The following is an 18,334-nucleotide window of genomic DNA, read 5'->3' as shown; positions in this document are numbered from 1 at the left end:
GGGTTAGTCATGAAGCGAGTTTTTGGAATACTTGTTTGTTGTATGTTATTGCTTTCTCATACTTCAGTTAGTTTTGCAAAATCGGAGAAAGCAATAGAAGAAACAAAGCCGAAGTTAGCAGAGCAAGCCTCGTCAGCGATCGTAATTGAGCAAGATACAGGTAAAGTTTTATTTGAAAAGAACCCAAATGAAAAATTACCACCTGCTAGTATGACAAAGATTATGACAATGTTACTTATTATGGAACAAGTAGAAAAAGGAAAATTAAAGCTAGAAGATAAAGTAAGAACGAGTGAGCATGCGGCTTCAATGGGAGGATCGCAAATTTTTCTTGAACCTGGTGAAGAAATGACAGTAAATGAGATGCTAAAAGGTATTGCAATTGCATCAGGAAATGATGCTTCTGTTGCAGTTGCTGAGCATATTGCTGGGTCAGAAGAAGGATTTGTCAACATGATGAATAAAAGAGCGAAGGAACTAGGTTTAAAAAATACACATTTTCAAAATCCAACAGGCCTTCCTGCAAAGAATCATTATTCGACAGCAATTGATATGGCAATTATAGCGAAAGAATTAATGAAATATCCGCTTATTCGTAAATATACCGGAAAGTATGAGGATTATTTACGTGAAAACACGGATAAAAAGTTTTGGCTTGTTAATACAAATAAATTAGTTCGTTTTTACCCAGGAGTAGATGGAGTGAAAACTGGATTTACGACAGAAGCGAAGTATTGTTTAACAGCATCGGCAGAAAAAAATGGCATGCGTGTTATTTCTGTTGTAATGGGAGCGCCTACATCGAAAGAGAGAAATAGTCAAGTGACAAAGCTTCTTGATTATGCTTTTGGACAATATACAACGAAGAAGTTATATAAGCGCGGGGAAAAGATTCAGACCGTACAAGTAGGAAAAGGAAAAAAAGAAAAAGTGGATTTAGTTGCAGCTGATAATGTTTCCCTTCTGATGAAAAAGGGCGAAGATATGGACAAGATCAAGAAAGAAATTATTGCTGAAAAGAAAGTGAAAGCGCCGATTAAAAAAGGGGATGCACTTGGTACGCTTGTAATTACAAAAGATAGAGAAGTGTTATTAAAACAGACCATTGTGGCAAAAGAAGATGTCGACGCAGCAAGTTGGTGGGAACTTTTTAAAAGAAGTTTTGGGATATTTTCAACATCAAAATAGTAGTCAATCTTTTGTGTGATTCGATCAGAATAGAGGAAATACGTAGAATAATGGCACAAAATCTACACATTATGGCGAAATAGTACTTCTTTTGTCATGAGGAAGGATTCTTATTTCTATTCACGAAAATCTTATGTAAATGAGTAAAGTTTGAGCATAAGGAGGAAATTGTGTGAGTCTTTCCGTGCATTTAGAAGTAAAGCGTGACGTTTTATGTGTTAGATTAGCAGGCGAGTTAGACCATCATACTGCTGAAGAGTTGCGAGCGAGAGTAACCGATAAGATTGAAACACATAACGTCCATCATATTGTATTGAACTTAGAAGAATTATCATTTATGGATAGTTCTGGATTGGGCGTTATATTAGGGAGATATAAACATGTAAAAAGTTTAGGAGGGGAAATGGTTGTTTGTGCAATTTCACCTTCTGTCAAACGTTTATTTGAAATGTCAGGTTTATTTAAAATCGTTCGTTTAGAAGAAAGTGAAGCGCATGCGCTTGCGACATTGGGGGTGGCGTAGATGAGAAATGAAATGAACCTTCAATTTTCAGCATTAAGTCAAAATGAGTCGTTTGCTCGCGTTACAGTGGCTGCTTTTATTGCACAACTAGATCCAACAATGGAAGAATTAACAGAAATTAAAACAGTCGTATCTGAGGCGGTCACAAATGCCATTATCCATGGATATGAAGGGAATCCAGAAGGGATTGTTTACATTTCTGTTATTTTGGAAGAAGCCATGGTGAAACTTACGATTCGAGATGAAGGGGTTGGTATTTTTAATCTCGATGAAGCGCGGCAGCCCCTTTTTACAACGAAACCTGAATTAGAGCGTTCCGGAATGGGATTTACTATCATGGAAAATTTTATGGATGAAGTAGAAATTATTTCAAACGAATCTTTCGGGACAACAATCCATTTGACAAAATATTTATCAAATAGTAACGCTCTATGCAATTAAGGAGAATTGCCTATGGACATAGAGGTCAGAAATGAGAAGAAGAATCCTCAGTTAAAGGACCACGAGTTAAAAGCGTTAATTCAAAAAAGTCAAGATGGAGATCAAGGGGCGAGAGATACGATTGTTCAAAGTAATATGCGCCTTGTATGGTCAGTTGTACAACGTTTTCTCAATCGAGGATATGAACCCGACGACTTATTTCAAATTGGCTGTATTGGCCTCTTGAAATCAGTAGACAAATTTGATTTATCTTTTGATGTGAAGTTTTCAACTTACGCAGTTCCAATGATTATTGGTGAAATTCAACGTTTTTTACGTGATGACGGTTCAGTAAAAGTGAGCCGATCGTTAAAAGAAACGGGTAATAAGATTCGAAAGATGAAAGATGAGCTTTCGAAAGAATACGGAAGGGCACCAACCATTAATGAAGTTGCAGAGGCGCTTGAACTAACACCGGAAGAAGTTGTTCTGGCGCAAGAGGCAAGTCGTACGCCATCTTCTATACATGAAACTGTATATGAAAATGATGGTGATCCAATCACGATTTTGGATCAAATTGCGGATCAAGCGGAAACGAAATGGTTTGATAAGATTGCTTTAAAAGAAGCAATAAGAGAACTAGATGAGCGAGAACGCTTAATTGTATATTTGCGCTATTATAAAGATCAAACTCAATCGGAAGTAGCAGAGAGAATTGGAATTTCACAAGTGCAAGTTTCGAGGTTGGAAAAGAAAATATTGAAGCAGATGAAAGATCGGATAGATGAGTAGGTATCTATCCGATTTCTTTCTGTTATTTCAAGGTAGTGAGACTCCCGCACTAAGCTCATGTAGAGGGAAAGGAACGAGTTAAATAAATCGGATTTATAAAAAAGTTTACAGAATTTATTGATAATTTAGTAAATTTAAAATATAATCCTAGTATAAACTTGTCATAAAGGGGGAAGAAAAACATGGAATCAAGGCAACAATGGGGCTCAAGAGCGGGTTTTATATTTGCGGCAATTGGTTCAGCTGTTGGATTAGGGAATATATGGCGCTTTCCATATACAGCTTATGAAAATGGAGGAGGAGCCTTTTTTTTACCGTACTTATTTGCATTATTAACAACAGGTATTTCATTGTTGGCTTTTGAATTTGCCCTTGGTCATCGGCATCGTGGGTCATCACCACTTACGTTTTTTCGCATTCATCCTCGTGCAGAGTTTATCGGTTGGTGGCAGATGGCGGTTACTTTTATTGTTTCAACCTATTATGCTGTTATTATTGCATGGTCGCTTTCCTATACATACTTCTCTATAAGTGGAGCGTGGGGAAAGGATACGGAAGCTTTTTTGTTTAAGGAATATTTGCATGTTGCTGATAAACCAGGTCAATTTGGCGGTCTTGTTCCCGAAGTGTTAGTTCCATTGGCACTCGTTTGGATTATCGTACTCGGTGTAGCGTTTAAAGGCATTAAGAAAGGAATTGAAGTTGTCAATCGGATTTTCATTCCTTTACTTGTATGTATGTTTTTAATTATTGTTGTTCGTGCTGTGACGATGGAAGGGGCCATGCAAGGGCTTGATGCTTTTTTTAAGCCAGATTGGAACCGGATTTTGGATGGGAAAGTATGGCTTGCTGCATATGGACAAATCTTCTTTAGTTTATCGCTAGCGTTTGGAATTATGATCACATACTCTAGTTATTTGCCGAAAAATTCTGATACAACAAATAATGCTTTTATAACGGGATTTGCAAATTCAGGGTTTGAATTGTTAGCAGGTATTGGTGTATTTGCTGCCCTTGGTTTTATGGCAAACAATATGGGGGTATCGATTGATAAGGTAGCTAGTGCTGGTGTAGGGCTTGCATTTGTTGTATTTCCACAAATTATTAATCAATTGCCGATGTCACCATTTTTTGGTGTGCTATTTTTTCTTTCTTTAACGGTAGCTGGTATTACGTCGCTTATTTCACTAGCGGAAGTATGTTTTGCAGCTGTATCTGAAAAATTTAATTTAAGCCGGAAAAAAACAATTGGAATTATGGGTGCGCTTCTCGTATTGGTTTCGCTTGTATTTGCAACGCGTGGTGGGCTCATGTTCTTGGATCTTGTAGATTACTTTGCAAATAACTTTGGATTAATTTTAATTGCTTTAGCAGAAGTTACGACAGTGGGACTAATTCTGCGTCGCTTACCGGTGTATCAAAATCATGCCAATTTTGTATCAGATATTAAGTTAGGTGCATTTTGGAAGGTAAGTTTGCTTGTTATTACACCACTTATGTTAGGATACATGCTCATAGATGGCACGATACAAAATATTCAAAAGAACTACGGAGATTATCCGACGCAGTTTGTTGTGACATATGGATGGTCTTTGGCGGCGGCATTTATTATTGTAGCATTCATGATTAGCATTAAAAAATGGAGTGCGCAAATACATTTAGATTCTGCCAAGCTTGAAAAAGAATGGAAAGATCGGGGTGTTTCGTAATGAGTGCATCAGCAATCATGATGATGGTGATTGGAATTGTAGTGATTTGGGGCGGATTAGCATTAAGTATCGCAAACCTTTTTAAGAACAAGAAGGTGTGAGCAAAAACATCTGTACCGTTTTGGTGCAGATGTTTCACGTTGTTGAAAAAAGATCTTGTCAAGGAAACTGTCACCTAAAATGTGACAGTTTCACTTTCTATTTCATCTGAAATTTGATAAGTTAAATATAGGCCAACTTCTTTTAGTGAGAGTAGCTTGGTCCACTTTATCAAGTTTTGTATGATGGCTGTCAACAAAGCTTGGATTGTTACTTTTTGAACTCCACGGTAACGGGCGAAACGGAAACCGTGGAGTTCTTTACTTTGTGCAAAACTAAGTTCCACAGTCGAAGGTCTCACGAACCGCAAAATTTTCCCTCTATCGGACAAGCGCTGCCACCTCAATTTATGATAGATTTCCTCGTGGACAGAGATACGTAAAACCCGATCCGTTTTTTTCGCAAACGGGCACCCTGTACAACTTCCTTTTTCAGGCTTGTATTCATGATATCCATTTCTTGTAGTCGTTTTATAGGAAAACGGAATCCCACAGGGACACGCATATAAATCTTCATGTACTTGTTTAAACTGGTTCTTTTTACACTCTGGATGTTCTTTACTTGCATAACGACGATAAGAAATATAGGAAAACAAATTGTTTTGAAACAATCCTTCCGCTAGTCGAGCGTTATAATAGCCCGCATCTAACGCAATTTCTTTCGGAATATATCCCAATCGTTCTTTTGTACATTCGATTCGCTTTCGTAAAATACGATGTCCTGGGACATTTGCCGGTGTAATGTGTGTATCAATGATAAAATTGTGTAAGCCATCTACCATTCGGTGTTCAAAATAAGCAAACCGTCCCCTGGCATCATGTTTCACAGAGAGACGTGCATCTGGATCAGTTGGACTTTTCAGAATGCGTTTTGTTTCAATTTTGGTCGGCCGAGGAAGGAATGGTTTCTTTCCCTTTTCGATTCTTCGCTTGTTCACTTTCTCTAATGTGTAAAAGTCTTCTTTGACTTCTACTTCTTGTATCCAAACTTCACGTTTTCGCTTATTTGCATTTGCCTTCAGCTCTGTTTCATCCGCAATCCAGATATCACGGGATAAAAAACCATCCTTTTGAATTTGATGTAAGATATGATCAAAAAGATCTTCCCAAATGGAAGAACCTTGTATCCGGTGAGTAAGGAATTTAGAAATAGTAGAATGACATGGTATGTTTGCATGAGGAAAAATACCTAAAAACCATCTATATGTAGCGTTTTGTTTGACTTGTTTACATGTGAAACGGACAGAGCGGAACCCTTCAACATATTGAATCAACAAAATTTTTACGATAATGAGTGGATCTACAGAAGGACGCCCCACAGGAGATTGATAAAAAGGTTTTACTAATGTATAAACAATATTCCAATTCATTTCTTTTTCAATACGAACCAAATGATGATTTTGATCATACATAGCTTCATAAAATTTACGGTTTTGTGTAATCTCAAGATTTTTTTGATTATAAAACATGAAAACGCCTCCTTTCTTTTTATTATTCTAGAAAAGGAGACATTTTTAAAGGTTTTTTTAAAAAATCGTATTGACAGCGTTGTTTTTCAACACTCTGAAACATCTGTACCGTTTTGGTACAGATGTTTTTTTCTGAAAAAAATTGTATTAGAAAATTTTTCAGAAACCATACTACAACTACGAGGATAGTAAAGAGGTGAATCGAGGTGGAACAAACAGTTTATCTCAAAATGCGAAATCGCCTGCAAGTGTCTCCTTCGTATGAATTGAAGATACATGATATTGCTCAAATTGTTGGGGACCCTAATGTAATAAGCAAGATAGGAAATGAGATTGTCTATAAAATAACAACTCGTGATAAAACACATGTTGTTATTGATGCGATGAAGGTAATCGATATTATCCAGAAAAAATTAGAGCAAGTACAGATTAATTTACTTGGTCCTGGACAAACACTTGTTGAAATTGTATATGGAAAAAAGAAGGTGAATCCTATTTTTTTCGTGCTTGTTTGGATTTTGCTATTTGTAGGAGCGGCGCTTGCAATTATTTATTTTCATGAAGATGTTAGCATGCAGCAAGTGCATAGCCGTTTATATTACATGGTTACGGGAGAGAGAAATAACCAACCGCTTTTGTTTCAAATTCCATATTCGATAGGGCTTGGATTAGGGATGATTTTATTTTTCAATCATGTATTTCAAAAGAGAATTAATGAAGAACCAAGTCCATTAGAAGTTGAAATGTTCCAGTATCAACAGTCTCTCGATCAATATGTTGTAGTTCATGAAAATCAAGAAAGTAAAAAAGAAATTTCAGATGATTGAATATGCTTTCGTAATTATGATAGGGCTGGCTGGTGGCCTTGCAGTTGGTGGGGGGGATGTGGCATTTTTAGCAGTGCTTGGTGTAATTCCACGTTTAGTGCAATTAACAAAAAGTTGGAAGTATATTCAAGTTTTTGAATGGGCGGTTATTGGTGGAACGTTAGTAGGTGCTTGGTGCAGTTTAAGGAATATTACATTTCAAATATCTCAGTATTGGCTTATTGTATTAGGGATATTTTGCGGAACTTTTATCGGGATGTTGGCAGCGGCATTAACAGAAGTATTAAATGTTTTGCCTATACTGGCTAAGCGAATCAGAATAGATGAAAAAATCGTACTGTTACTTATAGCGTTAGTACTCGGAAAAGTAGTCGGATCATTGTTTCATTGGATTTATTTTGTGAAGTAGGAGGTGAGAGAAAGTGAAAAAGTTGAAAAACGATTACAAAAATAAAGTGAAAGATTATCATCCGAAGCCGAACTATATGATGAATTGCGTAAAGGCATTTCTTGTAGGAGGAGTCATTTGTACAGTAGGGGAAGTCTTGATGAAAATGTATATACATTATTTTCACTTGAGTGAACAGAATGCTGGGAATATAACCATTGTAATATTAATGTTATTATCTTCCATTTTAACTGGTTTTGGAATATACGACAAAATAGGGCAATTTAGCGGTGCGGGATCTTTAGTTCCTGTAACAGGGTTTGCAAATTCTATGGTTAGTGCTGCAATGGAACATCGCAGTGAGGGAGTTGTCCTTGGTATTGCTACCAATATGTTTCGATTAGCAGGAAGTGTAATTGTTTTTGGCGTTGTAGGAGCTTATATTGTTGGCTTGATTCGGTACTCACTTAAAGTTTGGATATCTTAAAGGAGGATAGAAATGAGATTGACAGGGAAACAAACATGGGTATTCCAAAATCAAATATTTGTGAATGCAACAGGTACAGCTGTCGGTCCTAAAGAAGCTAAGGGTCCTCTTGGAAAATATTTTGATGTTTCATATGACGACTTACATTGCGGGGAACAAAATTGGGAACTTGCTGAAAGAAAATTGATGAAGAATTCTATTGAGAAAGTGGTGCAAAAAGGAAATATAATGAATTCTCAAATCGATTTTTTTTTAGCGGGGGATTTATTAAATCAAATGGTGACAGCTAATTATGTCGCTCGTGATATGGGAATTCCTTTTTTAGGAATGTTTAGTGCATGTGCAACATCGATGGAAACGTTAGCGATTGGATCAGCCTTTATTGATGGGGGATTTGCAAAGCGTATACTTGCGACGGTTAGTAGTCATAACGCTACTGCTGAAAGGCAATTCCGCTATCCGACAGAGTATGGTGGACAACGGCCGAGTACAGCGACTTCAACTGTTACCGGTGCTGGCTCCATTATGATTAGTACCGAAGAGAGCGACATTAAAATAACAGCTGCAACGATTGGAAGAGTACAAGATTTAGGGATAGCAAATCCTTTTGATATGGGATCCGCTATGGCCCCGGCAGCGGTTGATACCATTCAACAACATTTTGAGGATTTAGGAAGAAGTGCTGCGGACTATGATTTAATTGTCACAGGTGATTTATCGGGTGTAGGAGCACCGATTGCAAAACAAATGTTATTAGAAGAAGGTTATGATTTAGAAAATATATATAATGATTGCGGATTAATGATTTATGATGCAAAACAAGAAGAAGTCTTTGCAGGTGGGAGTGGATGTGCTTGTTCGGCAGTTGTGACTTATGGATATTTATTGGAAGAAATGAAAAAAGGAAATTTGCAACGGATTTTTGTTATTGCAACAGGAGCTTTACTCAATCCAATGATGATTCAACAAAAAGAAACAATTCCAGCGATTGCACATGGAGTAGTATTTGAAAGAGTAAAAGGGGGGTGAATGGTGGACTTTATATATGCATTTCTTGTTGGCGGGGTTATTTGTGTAGTAGGTCAGCTTTTATTGGATTTTGCAAAGCTAACATCCGCACATGTAATGGCAACTTTTGTAGTGGCAGGAGCTGTTTTAGACAGTTTTGATCTTTACGATAAATTGATAAAGTTTGCAGGAGCTGGAGCAATCGTTCCGATTACAAGTTTTGGCCATTCTTTATTACATGGAGCAATGGAAACTGCTGAAACATATGGCTATCTAGGAATAGGAATTGGGATGTTTCGCTTAATATCTGCAGGAATTTCAGCGGCAATATTGTTTTCTTTTTTAACTGCACTTATATGTAAACCGAAAGGATAAATCAAATGAGAAGAAGGGTTATTTTGGTAACAGATGGAGATGAATATGCAAAGCGAGCAATTGAGATGTTAGCGAAGGAATTTGGCGGAAGGTGCATTTCGGCATCGCAAAGTAATCCAACGAGCTTGACGGGAAAAAAGATTGTTGAGCTAATTATGCAAACGCCATATGACCCTGTATTCGTCATGTTTGATGATAGTGGATTTATTGGAGAAGGTTCGGGGGAGAAGGCGTTAAAATATGTGGCGACTCATAAACAAATTGACGTTCTTGGAATTTTAGCTGTGGCATCCAATACCCATAATTGGGAATGGGCGCGTGTAGATGTCAGCATAGATCGAGAGGGAAGATTGACGGAGTATGGCGTTGATAAATTTGGTCTTCCTGATGGAGAGATTGGCAGGATTAGCGGCGATACAATTTATTGCTTAGATGAATTGAATGTTCCGGTCATTATTGGAATTGGAGATATCGGAAAAATGTGTGGAAATGATGAATGGAAGCGAGGTGCTCCCATTACGAAAAAGGCAATTCAATTCATTTTAGAAAGGAGTGGTTTTTATGACGAAAGAGAAGGCAATTAAAATCCCAATTTCTTCGTTCATAAGTGATAATGAAAATTATTTAAAACAAACAGCTGGATTAGGCGTAACATTCGATGTTGGAATTCGTAAATTTCATATTCTCGATAAAGAAATTGGAGTATTATTTGTAAATGGATTGTGTGATACAAACTACATTATCCCTATTCTAGAAGAAGCAGTAGATACAAATGAAATAAGAAATGCAGATGAAAATACTGTTACACTTTTAGAAAATCGCCTGATTCATCAACAAGTAAGTAAGGTCAAGACGATGGATGAGGTAATGGTTCAAGTATTATCCGGCCTTGTTGTTATTTTTGTAGAAGGTGAAACAGAGGCTTTTGTAATAGATGTTCGCAGTTATCCAGGACGAACTCCGACAGAACCGGATACGGAAAAGGTGGTGCGCGGGGCTAGGGATGGATTTGTTGAAAATATTGTTGTGAATACAGCATTAATTCGTAGGAGAATTCGTGATCCACGCCTTAGAAATGAAATTATTCGCGTAGGAGATAGGTCGCAAACAGATATTTGTATTACATATGTTCAAGATGTTGCTAATCCAGATTTAGTAAAAATTATAAAACAAGAGTTAAGCAATATTGAAGTAGATGGTATTACAATGGCAGACAAAACAATTGAAGAATTTGTGGTCAAACAAAGCTATAATCCCTTTCCGCTTATTCGATATACAGAAAGACCGGACGTAGCAGCCAATCATTTGTTGGAAGGTCATGTATTAGTGATTACGGATACATCGCCAAGTGTTATGATTACACCTACAACATACTTTCATCATTTACAACATGCGGAAGAATTTAGGCAAAATCCAGCAGTAGGTACATTTTTACGCTGGGTACGATTCTTAGGTGTGCTATTTTCCTTATTTTTATTACCATTTTGGTTAGTATTTGTATTTGATCCAACATTGTTACCAGAGAAACTTGCGTTCATTGGGCCGAACAAAATGACACATTTACCTATTTTATTACAAGTGTTATTGGCAGAGATTGGGCTTGAATTTTTAAGAATGGCAGCCATTCATACTCCGACCCCGTTATCATCTGCTGCCGGCTTAATTTCAGCAATTTTAATTGGGCAAATCGCAATTGATGTTGGATTATTTGTTCCAGAGGTTATTTTATATGTAGCAATCTCAATGATTGGCTCATATGCGACACCGAGTTATGAATTAGGGCTTGGCAATAAAATTGGAAAGTTATTTGTCATCATTTTAACGGGCTTATTTCATGAAATGGGGTTTGTCATTGGGATGACAATATTAATTTTATTTTTAACATCTATAAAAAGTTTACAAACACCATATTTATGGCCATTTTTACCATTTGATTGGGGAGCATTAACCAAAATTTTACTTCGACCAACGATGTCAAGTTTAAAAGTGCGTCCAAGTATAGTCCGACCACAAAATATACGCAGGCAAAAATAAGCAGAGAATTCTCTGCTTATTTTTCATGATAAATTTATTGTTTTTTAACAAAAAGTCAACATTTTTTTCGTACACTTAGAGTAGATATTGTGTATGAAAGGGGAAGAGGCATGATTAAATTATTTGTAAGTGATTTAGATGATACACTCGTTTATAATGTGAGCCATATGCACGAAGCGGATAAAAAAGCGATTCAGTGGTTAGCGGATAAAGGAACAAATATTTGTTTTGCCTCAGGTCGTTTTACACATCGAATTCACGAGGTAGTAGGTAGCTTTGAATTTCCATATTACATAACCGGTCTCAATGGTGCTATCATGTTGTTACCAGATGGACAAATATTTCATGAATCAAAATTTGATAATAAAGTTGTCCAGGAAATATATCAATATATTCATGAAAAACAACTAGCTGATATTGTCTGTGCAAAAGAGAACAGATATACAAAAAAGAAAAATGAACATCATCACAATTTTGAGAAGGATATGGGAGTCCAGATTACTGAAATTGAGACGCTTGAGGATGAATTTGGTAAAACAGTTTATCCAGCAAAATTATTTATATATGGAGAAGAAAAAAAGATTGAAAGGTTAGACCGAGAGCTGAGAGAGAAATTTCATAAGGTTGCTGAAGTTGTGATTTCTGGAAAGTGTTATGTTGATATTATGCCGACAGGAGTCAGTAAAGGGAATGCTTTGAAACGTTTAATCAATCATTTAGGGATTGAAGAGAATGAAGTTGCTTGTATCGGAGACTCCTTTAACGATATTTCGATGTTCGCCGTAACGCCACATTCATTCACACTTCATCATGCCCATCCGTATGTGAAAGAGAAAGCGAGTTATATTGTACGTTCAGTAGAAGAAGCTATTATGAAATTACCATTGCTTGCATAAGAGAAGAAGCTCGTCATTTGACGAGCTTCTTATTATTTAAATAATGATTTTATAAAATCGATGATACTAGAGAAAAAGTCTTTTACTTTATCTAGAAAGCTTTGTCCTTCTTCAGATCCTAAGAAAGCTGATACATGATCTTTTGCTTTATTTAATTGGCTACCAACTTGATTCCAATCAATATTTAAGTTTTTCATTTTATCAAATAATGAAACTAAACTATCTAATTGTTCATCAGTTAGTGTAATACCAAGTTGATCAGCAATTTTTTTAATTAATGAACGTAAGTCTTCGGTTGTCTTTGGCTGTTCTTTTGCAATTTCTTCTTTTACTTTTGCAACAAGTTGAACTGCTTTGTCATCGCCGATTTTGTCACCAAGTTTTGCTGTTTGTACCATTTCTTCATTTGCTACCTTTTTCACTTCTTCTGGAATTTCTTTTTTTGAAGTTGTTTCGTAAGCTTTCATCAGCCCTGTCAATGCAGCAGTTCCTGATACTTTAAATGGTGCAGTAATTTGAATTTCGGCATCTTTTACACCTGCTGTGATCAGTGCATTTGTATACATTGCATCTGTTACCCAATTAATGTTTTTTGCACGTACAATGATACCTGATCCTGGCTTTGTATACGTAATCATGGAAGAGGAAATGGCCCGTGTACCAATTTGGGCTTTTGGAACAATTCCCTCTAGAAATTTATGTTCTTCCGCATTAGATACAGTAATAATTTGTGCATCTTTTGGTGCTTTCATTTCTTTTAAAAGATCTTGTTTTTGTTGTTCAGATAAATTTTCTCCTAATGTAACGATAGATTCTCCCTCAATTACATCTGCAAATGAAGCTGTTGGAATCATAAAGACCATAACAGCTAATAGCAGAGCTACTAATTTCGTTTTCACGAACAATCGCTCCCTTTCTTTTTCTGAAATTTACGGGCAACACAGTTATTATAGTATATTTTTCTGATTTGTCATCTTTCTTCTTCTTTAATTGAAGAAAGATGTATCTATATTGTCGGATTCTTTTTGTTTCTGGTCGTGAATATGGTAATATAGTGCTGAGATACTTGAAAGGAGATATATACGTATGAAAACTTTAGGATACATATTAATGGAAAATGGGGAGAAAATTGAACTAGAGTTTTTTCCAGAAGAAGCACCAACAACAGTTGAAAACTTTAAAAAACTAGCGATGCAAGGATTTTACGATGGTGTTACATTCCACCGCGTTATCCCTGGGTTTGTAAGTCAGGGTGGAGATCCAACAGGAACAGGTGCAGGCGGCCCAGGTTATACAATTCCATGTGAAACAGATGGTAATCCTCACCGTCACGTTGTAGGATCGCTTTCTATGGCACACGCTGGCCGTAATACAGGTGGTAGCCAGTTCTTTATCGTTCATGAGCCACAACCACATTTAGATGGCGTTCATACTGTATTTGGTAAAGTAACAAGCGGTATGGAAACGGTACTTAATATGCGTCAAGGCGATGTAATGAAAGAAGTTAAAGTTTGGGAAGAATAAGTGAGAGGCTGTGCCAAAAGGTCGTGAACAGCGACCTTTTGGAGACAGCCTTTTTTTTGCTTTATTATTGAAAGTGTAAATCTAAAAAGATGATATTCAAGATTGAAAATTTCCGTATGAAATGATACAGTCGTTTGTGCTTGGACAGGAAAATCGACCGTAAGGAAAGTTTTTTACTTGAAGAAAAGGAATTGATGAGTGCGACGCAGTACATGATAAGTAGAGCGTATCAGTGTCATATAAGGAACGACTTTTACAAATGGACATAGAATATAGCGGGGATATAGAGTAGTATTGATGTGTAGTGGTATGATGGTATAAAATAAAGTTTTTAGTTTCCTTTTGTTAGGGGAATTGAGTTCTGCTGATAGCCCTTCTCACTATAGGAAAAATATTGTAGAATAGATGTGATGTAAAAAGAGCGATTGAGGGGACGAAAGGTTTATAACTTTTGTAAGAAGGGATAAGGTTTATGTTAATTCGTTTTAAAAAAAGTTATGAAAAGATTGCAATGGGACTTCTTTCTTTTATGCCGAATGAAAAAGATGTAAAAACATTACAGTTGACAATGAAAGAGTATGAAACAAAGGACGATTGGCAATTGTATTTATGGAAACAAAATGAGGATTTTGTTGGAATTATTGGGGTTGTAGAAAAGGAAGAGCATTTGTTAGAAATTCAGCATCTTAGTGTGAATCCATCTCATCGACAAATGGGAATTGGAACAGAAATGGTAAAAGAATTACAAGAGAGGTTTGCTGATTATACGATTTGTGGGAATGAACAAACAGCAAGCTTTTGTGAGAAATGTAAAAATGTAGAGCAGAATATACATTCATAAAAGCAGAGATACAATTTTTGTTATCTCTGCTTTCTTTTTTTTAATTGTTCATGTCGCTCTGCAATTACAGGTTCTCTATTGCGTAATGTATGTTTATGAATGATATATTCACTAGGTGCTAGATGAGTATTTTTCCAAGAAAGCCCGCTTTTAGTGCATAAGTCCATACATCTGTTTTCTAGTGTAGGATCTAAAAAAGGTAAAAATAACGGTTGAAAATCTGCTTTTTTCTGGATAGATTGCAATTGTTTTTTTAGTAAGGTTAAAAGTTGTTGATGATGTAGTCCTAAGGCATGTATAGGTTCACGTTCTTTTTCTAAGATGGCAATGGCACGTTTTATCATTTTGGCTGCCCCGTTCCAATTTAAGCGTCGTTGATGGTATAAAGAAACTGCAATTTGAATAAGACCAACCCAATGATGATCACGCTTACCTCGTGGTTTTAATTTCCAATACTCTTCTAAAACTTCATGACATTCAAAATAATCGTAGTCTCCATGAAAATGGATGAGAAATTGTATGTATGCTTTCGGATACATTTCGTTCGCTCCTGTCCGTGTTTTTATGTAATATAGTTTATCATATCGCTGAAATTTCCATCAGTGATTTTTCATCCTCATTGTCGCCGATTAGACAGTTACAGATCGTCCTATTATTAATAGCGGAATAAATAAGAAACGGCTAGGGTCATTATTCCCTAGCCGTTTCTTGCACTCTACATTAGCAGAAGCAAGCTGCTCCCACAATAATCAGTAGAATGAATAAGACAACAAGTAAAGCGAACCCACTGTTAAAACCGCAATCAACATTGCCCATAGTTTTTGTACCTCCTACATTGTTCTAACTACATTGTTATCATATGAAGGGGTGGGCGTCTTTGCATGGGCAAATATCTATTTTTTATTAAATTTCTTAAAAAGGTTGGATAGAACATAAGTATGCTCTATACTTATGTTGTTATAGAAAAAATGTGGTGGGATGCTTTGTGCAATATAATTTTAAAGTAGAGTCATTTGAAGGGCCTTTAGATTTATTATTACATTTAATTCATCGTTATGAAATCGATATATATAATATTCCTGTGGCAGAAATTACAGAACAGTATTTATCTTATATTCATACGATGAAAGAATTACAATTAGATGTAGCGAGTGAGTATTTAGTGATGGCGGCAACGCTATTACAAATTAAAAGTAAAATGTTGTTACCGAAACAAGAAGAAGATGTACATGATAGTGGAGAGGACTTTATAGATGATCCTCGTCAAGAATTGATGGAGCGATTAATTGAATATAAAAAATATAAGCAGGTGGCTGCAGAGTTAAAAGAAAGAGAGCAAGAAAGAGCGCAGCTATATACACGTCCACCGATTGATTTTACATCGTTTCAGCAAGAAGAGGCGGCGAATCTGCCTCTTGATGTTACGCTATATGATATGTTAGCTGCGTTTCAAAAAATGATGCGTCGCAAAAAATCCAAGCGTCCTGTAACAGCGCGGATTACTCGTCAAGAAATACCGATTGAACAGCGTATGACCGATATTTTACAAAAGTTAGAAACGCTAGGTGGTCGTCAAAGTTTTTACGATTTATTTGCTGATGAAGAGCGTGAAGTGATGGTTGTAACATTTTTAGCCATATTAGAGCTTATGAAACATCAACAAATTGTTATTGAGCAAGAACAAAACTTTGATGAAATCTTTTTGTCGTGTGCAAATCATAATTCAAAATAAAATTTGAGCGTGAGAACAAATGAAGAAGATAAGACAAGTGATAGCAGTAAGACTTCCATCTTAAGATTCAGAGGGAAGCAAGGAAGATAGGTAAGAGCTCATAATCAGTGGGAGACCGCTGATTTAAGTGTCACTTTATCTCGCTATTTTAGGGAAAGAAAACTCCTGCCCCACGATTTCGCGGAAGTAAAAAGGTTGGGGAGGGGTAGACTTTTAATTAGTAGGGATAAAGAACAAACATTGATTCAAGTTTCGCTATACTAAAATCGTTGTTAAGTAAAGTGTGAAACAATAAAAAGAAAGACCAAACCGGAAGCACTTAACTGTGATTCGGTTTTTTTATGGGGATTTCGGATGAAATAATTTGAGGAAGGAGATTGTACGTTGGAAAGAAAAGAACAGATGGCAATTACTGAAGGGCTTCTTTTTGTCGCGGGTGATGAAGGAATATACCCAGAACAAATAGCAAAAGTACTTGAGATTGAAGAGGAAGATGTTATTAAAATCGTTGAAGAAATGCAAGAGAAATGGGAAGGTGAAGGGCGTGGATTGCAAATTGTACAATTTGCGAAAGCATATCGCCTTGCTACTAAGAAAGAACATGCACCTTACTATCAAAAGTTAATGGACACGCCAACAGCTGCTTCGTTATCACAAGCAGCGCTTGAGACGCTAGCCATTGTTGCTTATCGTCAGCCGATTACGAGAATGGAAATGGAAGAAATTCGTGGTGTGAAAACAGAGAGAGCATTACAAACATTAGTTTCACATCTTCTTATCAAAGAGGTTGGGCGCGCGGAAGGACCAGGACGCCCGATTTTATATGGGACAACCAAAGAGTTTTTAGATACATTTGGATTACAAACGTTAGATGACTTACCTGCTCTTTCAGAAGAAAATGAACAAATGAATGAAGCTGATTTATTCTTCGATTCGTTGCAAGAATTATCAAAATGAAAGCTTAGCACTTCGCTAAGCTTTTTTTGTATATGAAATACATAGCGTGTCATACTAAATGAAAAAAGGAGGCAAGTTATGAAAGGGGTACGGAGTATTCTTTTGCTAGTTTCTGTTTTATTATGTTTTTCATTAAACAGCACATCGGCGAAACGATATATGATGTCTATTCATGCGGCATCCTTTTTTTCTATGCAACGTCCGCATCTTGGGAAAATGAAAGTAAGTTTTTTTAAAGTTGGGCAAGGGGATGCAACATTGATTACATTGCCAAATGGTCAAACGGTATTAATTGATGGAGGACCTTATGAAGCAGGAGAAGTCCTTATTCAAAAGTTACTTGAAAAAGGAATTAATCATTTAGATGTTATAGTAGGAACTCATCCGGATATGGATCATATAGGTGGGCTAATTCCAATTATAGAACAAATGCCTGTAGCACTTGTATTAGATAGTGGAAAAACGTATAGTTCTCTTACATATCATACGTATAGAAATCATATTAAAAAGAGAGTAATTCCATTTGTTCGTGTTAAACAAGGGCAATATCTCCCGTTAGATCCTCATGTGTCCATTCAAGTGTTGAATAATGGAAAATCAAAAGATGAGAATAATGAATCTTCAATTGTATTAAAGGTTCGTTATGGGAAAGCGGATTTTTTATTAATGGGGGATGCAGATATACGGACGGAAAATAAAATAGTAAAGCGATATGATGTCCATGCAGATGTGTTAAAAGTAGGACATCATGGCTCCTATACATCAACAGGCGAAGCCTTTTTAAAAAGGGTAAATCCTCAATTTGCTATTCTTTCTTATGGGAGTAAGAATCCATATGGTCATCCGCATCAAAGTGTAGTCAAAAGATTAAAACGGCATGGTGTGATGATGTATGGGACAAATAAAAGAACAGTGGAGATTGAAACGGATGGAGAGCATATTAAAATGTGGTCCAATGCTCCACTCCCATTATTAAAGTAACAAAGAGCAATTTCCTTTTTGGAAAAAAGAATAAGATATATTATAATGAAAATAAAGAGTAATTTCCTTTTTTAACAATAGAAAA

General features: G+C 36.3%; 23 protein-coding genes. 19 read left to right on the top strand and 4 right to left on the bottom strand.

The genetic code is table 11. The features are described from left to right. Positions 1–9 precede the first annotated feature (9 nt). The 6 genes from MR059_RS08445 (at position 10) to MR059_RS08420 (ending at position 4,733) form a co-directional block, all read left to right on the top strand. Positions 10–1,188: a D-alanyl-D-alanine carboxypeptidase family protein gene (locus MR059_RS08445; RefSeq protein WP_012095233.1), complete on the top strand. Its 1,179-nt coding sequence runs from the start codon at positions 10–12 to the stop codon at positions 1,186–1,188. Positions 1,189–1,360: 172 nt separating this feature from the next. After that, positions 1,361–1,711: an anti-sigma F factor antagonist gene (gene spoIIAA, locus MR059_RS08440; RefSeq protein ID WP_012095232.1), complete on the top strand. Its 351-nt coding sequence runs from the start codon at positions 1,361–1,363 to the stop codon at positions 1,709–1,711. Further along, positions 1,712–2,152, top strand: coding sequence for an anti-sigma F factor (gene spoIIAB / locus MR059_RS08435; RefSeq protein ID WP_012095231.1), 441 nt, complete (start codon positions 1,712–1,714; stop codon positions 2,150–2,152). It abuts the gene before it with no gap. Positions 2,153–2,164: 12 nt separating this feature from the next. Continuing rightward, the gene (gene sigF / locus MR059_RS08430) at positions 2,165–2,923 is read left to right on the top strand and encodes an RNA polymerase sporulation sigma factor SigF (protein WP_012095230.1); all 759 of its coding nucleotides are present in this window, start codon (positions 2,165–2,167) and stop codon (positions 2,921–2,923) included. Positions 2,924–3,105: 182 nt separating this feature from the next. After that, on the top strand, positions 3,106–4,632 hold the full coding sequence (locus tag MR059_RS08425) for a sodium-dependent transporter (protein ID WP_242161706.1): 1,527 nt from the start codon (positions 3,106–3,108) through the stop codon (positions 4,630–4,632). Further along, positions 4,632–4,733: a methionine/alanine import family NSS transporter small subunit gene (locus MR059_RS08420; RefSeq protein WP_041809971.1), complete on the top strand. Its 102-nt coding sequence runs from the start codon at positions 4,632–4,634 to the stop codon at positions 4,731–4,733. The genes MR059_RS08425 and MR059_RS08420 overlap by 1 nt, the downstream gene beginning before the upstream one ends. A gap of 74 nt (positions 4,734–4,807) precedes the next feature. Here MR059_RS08420 and MR059_RS08415 read toward each other — a convergent pair whose 3' ends face one another. Further along, the gene (locus MR059_RS08415; protein WP_242161705.1) at positions 4,808–6,199 is read right to left on the bottom strand and encodes an IS1182 family transposase; all 1,392 of its coding nucleotides are present in this window, start codon (positions 6,197–6,199) and stop codon (positions 4,808–4,810) included. 206 nt (positions 6,200–6,405) lie between these two features. Between MR059_RS08415 and MR059_RS08410 the strand changes: the two genes are divergently transcribed. The 8 genes from MR059_RS08410 (at position 6,406) to MR059_RS08375 (ending at position 12,214) form a co-directional block, all read left to right on the top strand. Continuing rightward, a complete protein-coding gene (locus tag MR059_RS08410) occupies positions 6,406–7,026 on the top strand; it encodes a stage V sporulation protein AA (RefSeq protein ID WP_242161704.1) in 621 nt (206 codons plus the stop codon). Next, the gene (locus MR059_RS08405) at positions 7,019–7,435 is read left to right on the top strand and encodes a stage V sporulation protein AB (RefSeq protein WP_242161703.1); all 417 of its coding nucleotides are present in this window, start codon (positions 7,019–7,021) and stop codon (positions 7,433–7,435) included. The genes MR059_RS08410 and MR059_RS08405 overlap by 8 nt, the downstream gene beginning before the upstream one ends. A gap of 13 nt (positions 7,436–7,448) precedes the next feature. After that, positions 7,449–7,901, top strand: coding sequence for a stage V sporulation protein AC (spoVAC, locus tag MR059_RS08400; protein WP_012095226.1), 453 nt, complete (start codon positions 7,449–7,451; stop codon positions 7,899–7,901). Between the two features lie 12 nt (positions 7,902–7,913). Next, complete coding sequence (gene spoVAD / locus MR059_RS08395) at positions 7,914–8,930, top strand: stage V sporulation protein AD (RefSeq protein WP_242161702.1); 1,017 nt, start codon at positions 7,914–7,916, stop codon at positions 8,928–8,930. A gap of 3 nt (positions 8,931–8,933) precedes the next feature. Beyond that, entirely contained in the window at positions 8,934–9,284 is a 351-nt protein-coding gene (gene spoVAE / locus MR059_RS08390; RefSeq protein ID WP_041810525.1) for a stage V sporulation protein AE, read from the top strand. Positions 9,285–9,289: 5 nt separating this feature from the next. Then, entirely contained in the window at positions 9,290–9,868 is a 579-nt protein-coding gene (gene spoVAEA / locus MR059_RS08385) for a stage V sporulation protein SpoVABEA (protein WP_012095223.1), read from the top strand. After that, positions 9,846–11,318 carry a spore germination protein gene (locus tag MR059_RS08380; protein ID WP_012095221.1) on the top strand — a complete coding sequence of 491 codons (1,473 nt, stop codon included), beginning with the start codon at positions 9,846–9,848 and terminating at the stop codon, positions 11,316–11,318. The genes spoVAEA and MR059_RS08380 overlap by 23 nt, the downstream gene beginning before the upstream one ends. A 110-nt stretch (positions 11,319–11,428) precedes the next feature. Further along, a complete protein-coding gene (locus MR059_RS08375) occupies positions 11,429–12,214 on the top strand; it encodes a Cof-type HAD-IIB family hydrolase (RefSeq protein WP_012095220.1) in 786 nt (261 codons plus the stop codon). A 32-nt stretch (positions 12,215–12,246) separates the two neighbouring features. On the opposite strand, the gene MR059_RS08370 is transcribed toward MR059_RS08375, so the two are convergent. After that, entirely contained in the window at positions 12,247–13,113 is an 867-nt protein-coding gene (locus MR059_RS08370) for a DUF1002 domain-containing protein (RefSeq protein ID WP_012095219.1), read from the bottom strand. Positions 13,114–13,300: 187 nt separating this feature from the next. Between MR059_RS08370 and MR059_RS08365 the strand changes: the two genes are divergently transcribed. Then, a complete protein-coding gene (locus MR059_RS08365) occupies positions 13,301–13,738 on the top strand; it encodes a peptidylprolyl isomerase (protein ID WP_012095218.1) in 438 nt (145 codons plus the stop codon). A 472-nt stretch (positions 13,739–14,210) separates the two neighbouring features. Beyond that, positions 14,211–14,579 carry a GNAT family N-acetyltransferase gene (locus tag MR059_RS08360; protein ID WP_087095295.1) on the top strand — a complete coding sequence of 123 codons (369 nt, stop codon included), beginning with the start codon at positions 14,211–14,213 and terminating at the stop codon, positions 14,577–14,579. 20 nt (positions 14,580–14,599) lie between these two features. Here MR059_RS08360 and MR059_RS08355 read toward each other — a convergent pair whose 3' ends face one another. Then, entirely contained in the window at positions 14,600–15,118 is a 519-nt protein-coding gene (locus tag MR059_RS08355; RefSeq protein WP_012095215.1) for a DUF309 domain-containing protein, read from the bottom strand. A 181-nt stretch (positions 15,119–15,299) separates the two neighbouring features. Continuing rightward, positions 15,300–15,395 (bottom strand): YjcZ family sporulation protein, encoded by a 96-nt coding sequence (locus MR059_RS08350; RefSeq protein WP_081428399.1) that lies wholly within the window; start codon positions 15,393–15,395, stop codon positions 15,300–15,302. A 169-nt stretch (positions 15,396–15,564) separates the two neighbouring features. On the opposite strand from MR059_RS08350, the gene MR059_RS08345 reads away from it, so the two are divergent. From MR059_RS08345 to MR059_RS08335, 3 genes are all read left to right on the top strand, one after another. After that, positions 15,565–16,311: a segregation/condensation protein A gene (locus MR059_RS08345; protein WP_012095214.1), complete on the top strand. Its 747-nt coding sequence runs from the start codon at positions 15,565–15,567 to the stop codon at positions 16,309–16,311. A gap of 384 nt (positions 16,312–16,695) precedes the next feature. After that, positions 16,696–17,268, top strand: coding sequence for an SMC-Scp complex subunit ScpB (gene scpB, locus MR059_RS08340; protein WP_012095213.1), 573 nt, complete (start codon positions 16,696–16,698; stop codon positions 17,266–17,268). Between the two features lie 78 nt (positions 17,269–17,346). Further along, a complete protein-coding gene (locus MR059_RS08335) occupies positions 17,347–18,249 on the top strand; it encodes a ComEC/Rec2 family competence protein (protein WP_242161701.1) in 903 nt (300 codons plus the stop codon). Positions 18,250–18,334 lie beyond the last annotated feature (85 nt).

Origin of the sequence: Bacillus cereus group sp. BfR-BA-01522 (assembly GCF_022662635.1) — a bacterium.
Classification (GTDB): domain Bacteria; phylum Bacillota; class Bacilli; order Bacillales; family Bacillaceae_G; genus Bacillus_A; species Bacillus_A cytotoxicus.
Note: the sequence above shows the minus strand (reverse complement) of the source record. Positions and strands in the feature narration are given on the sequence as shown.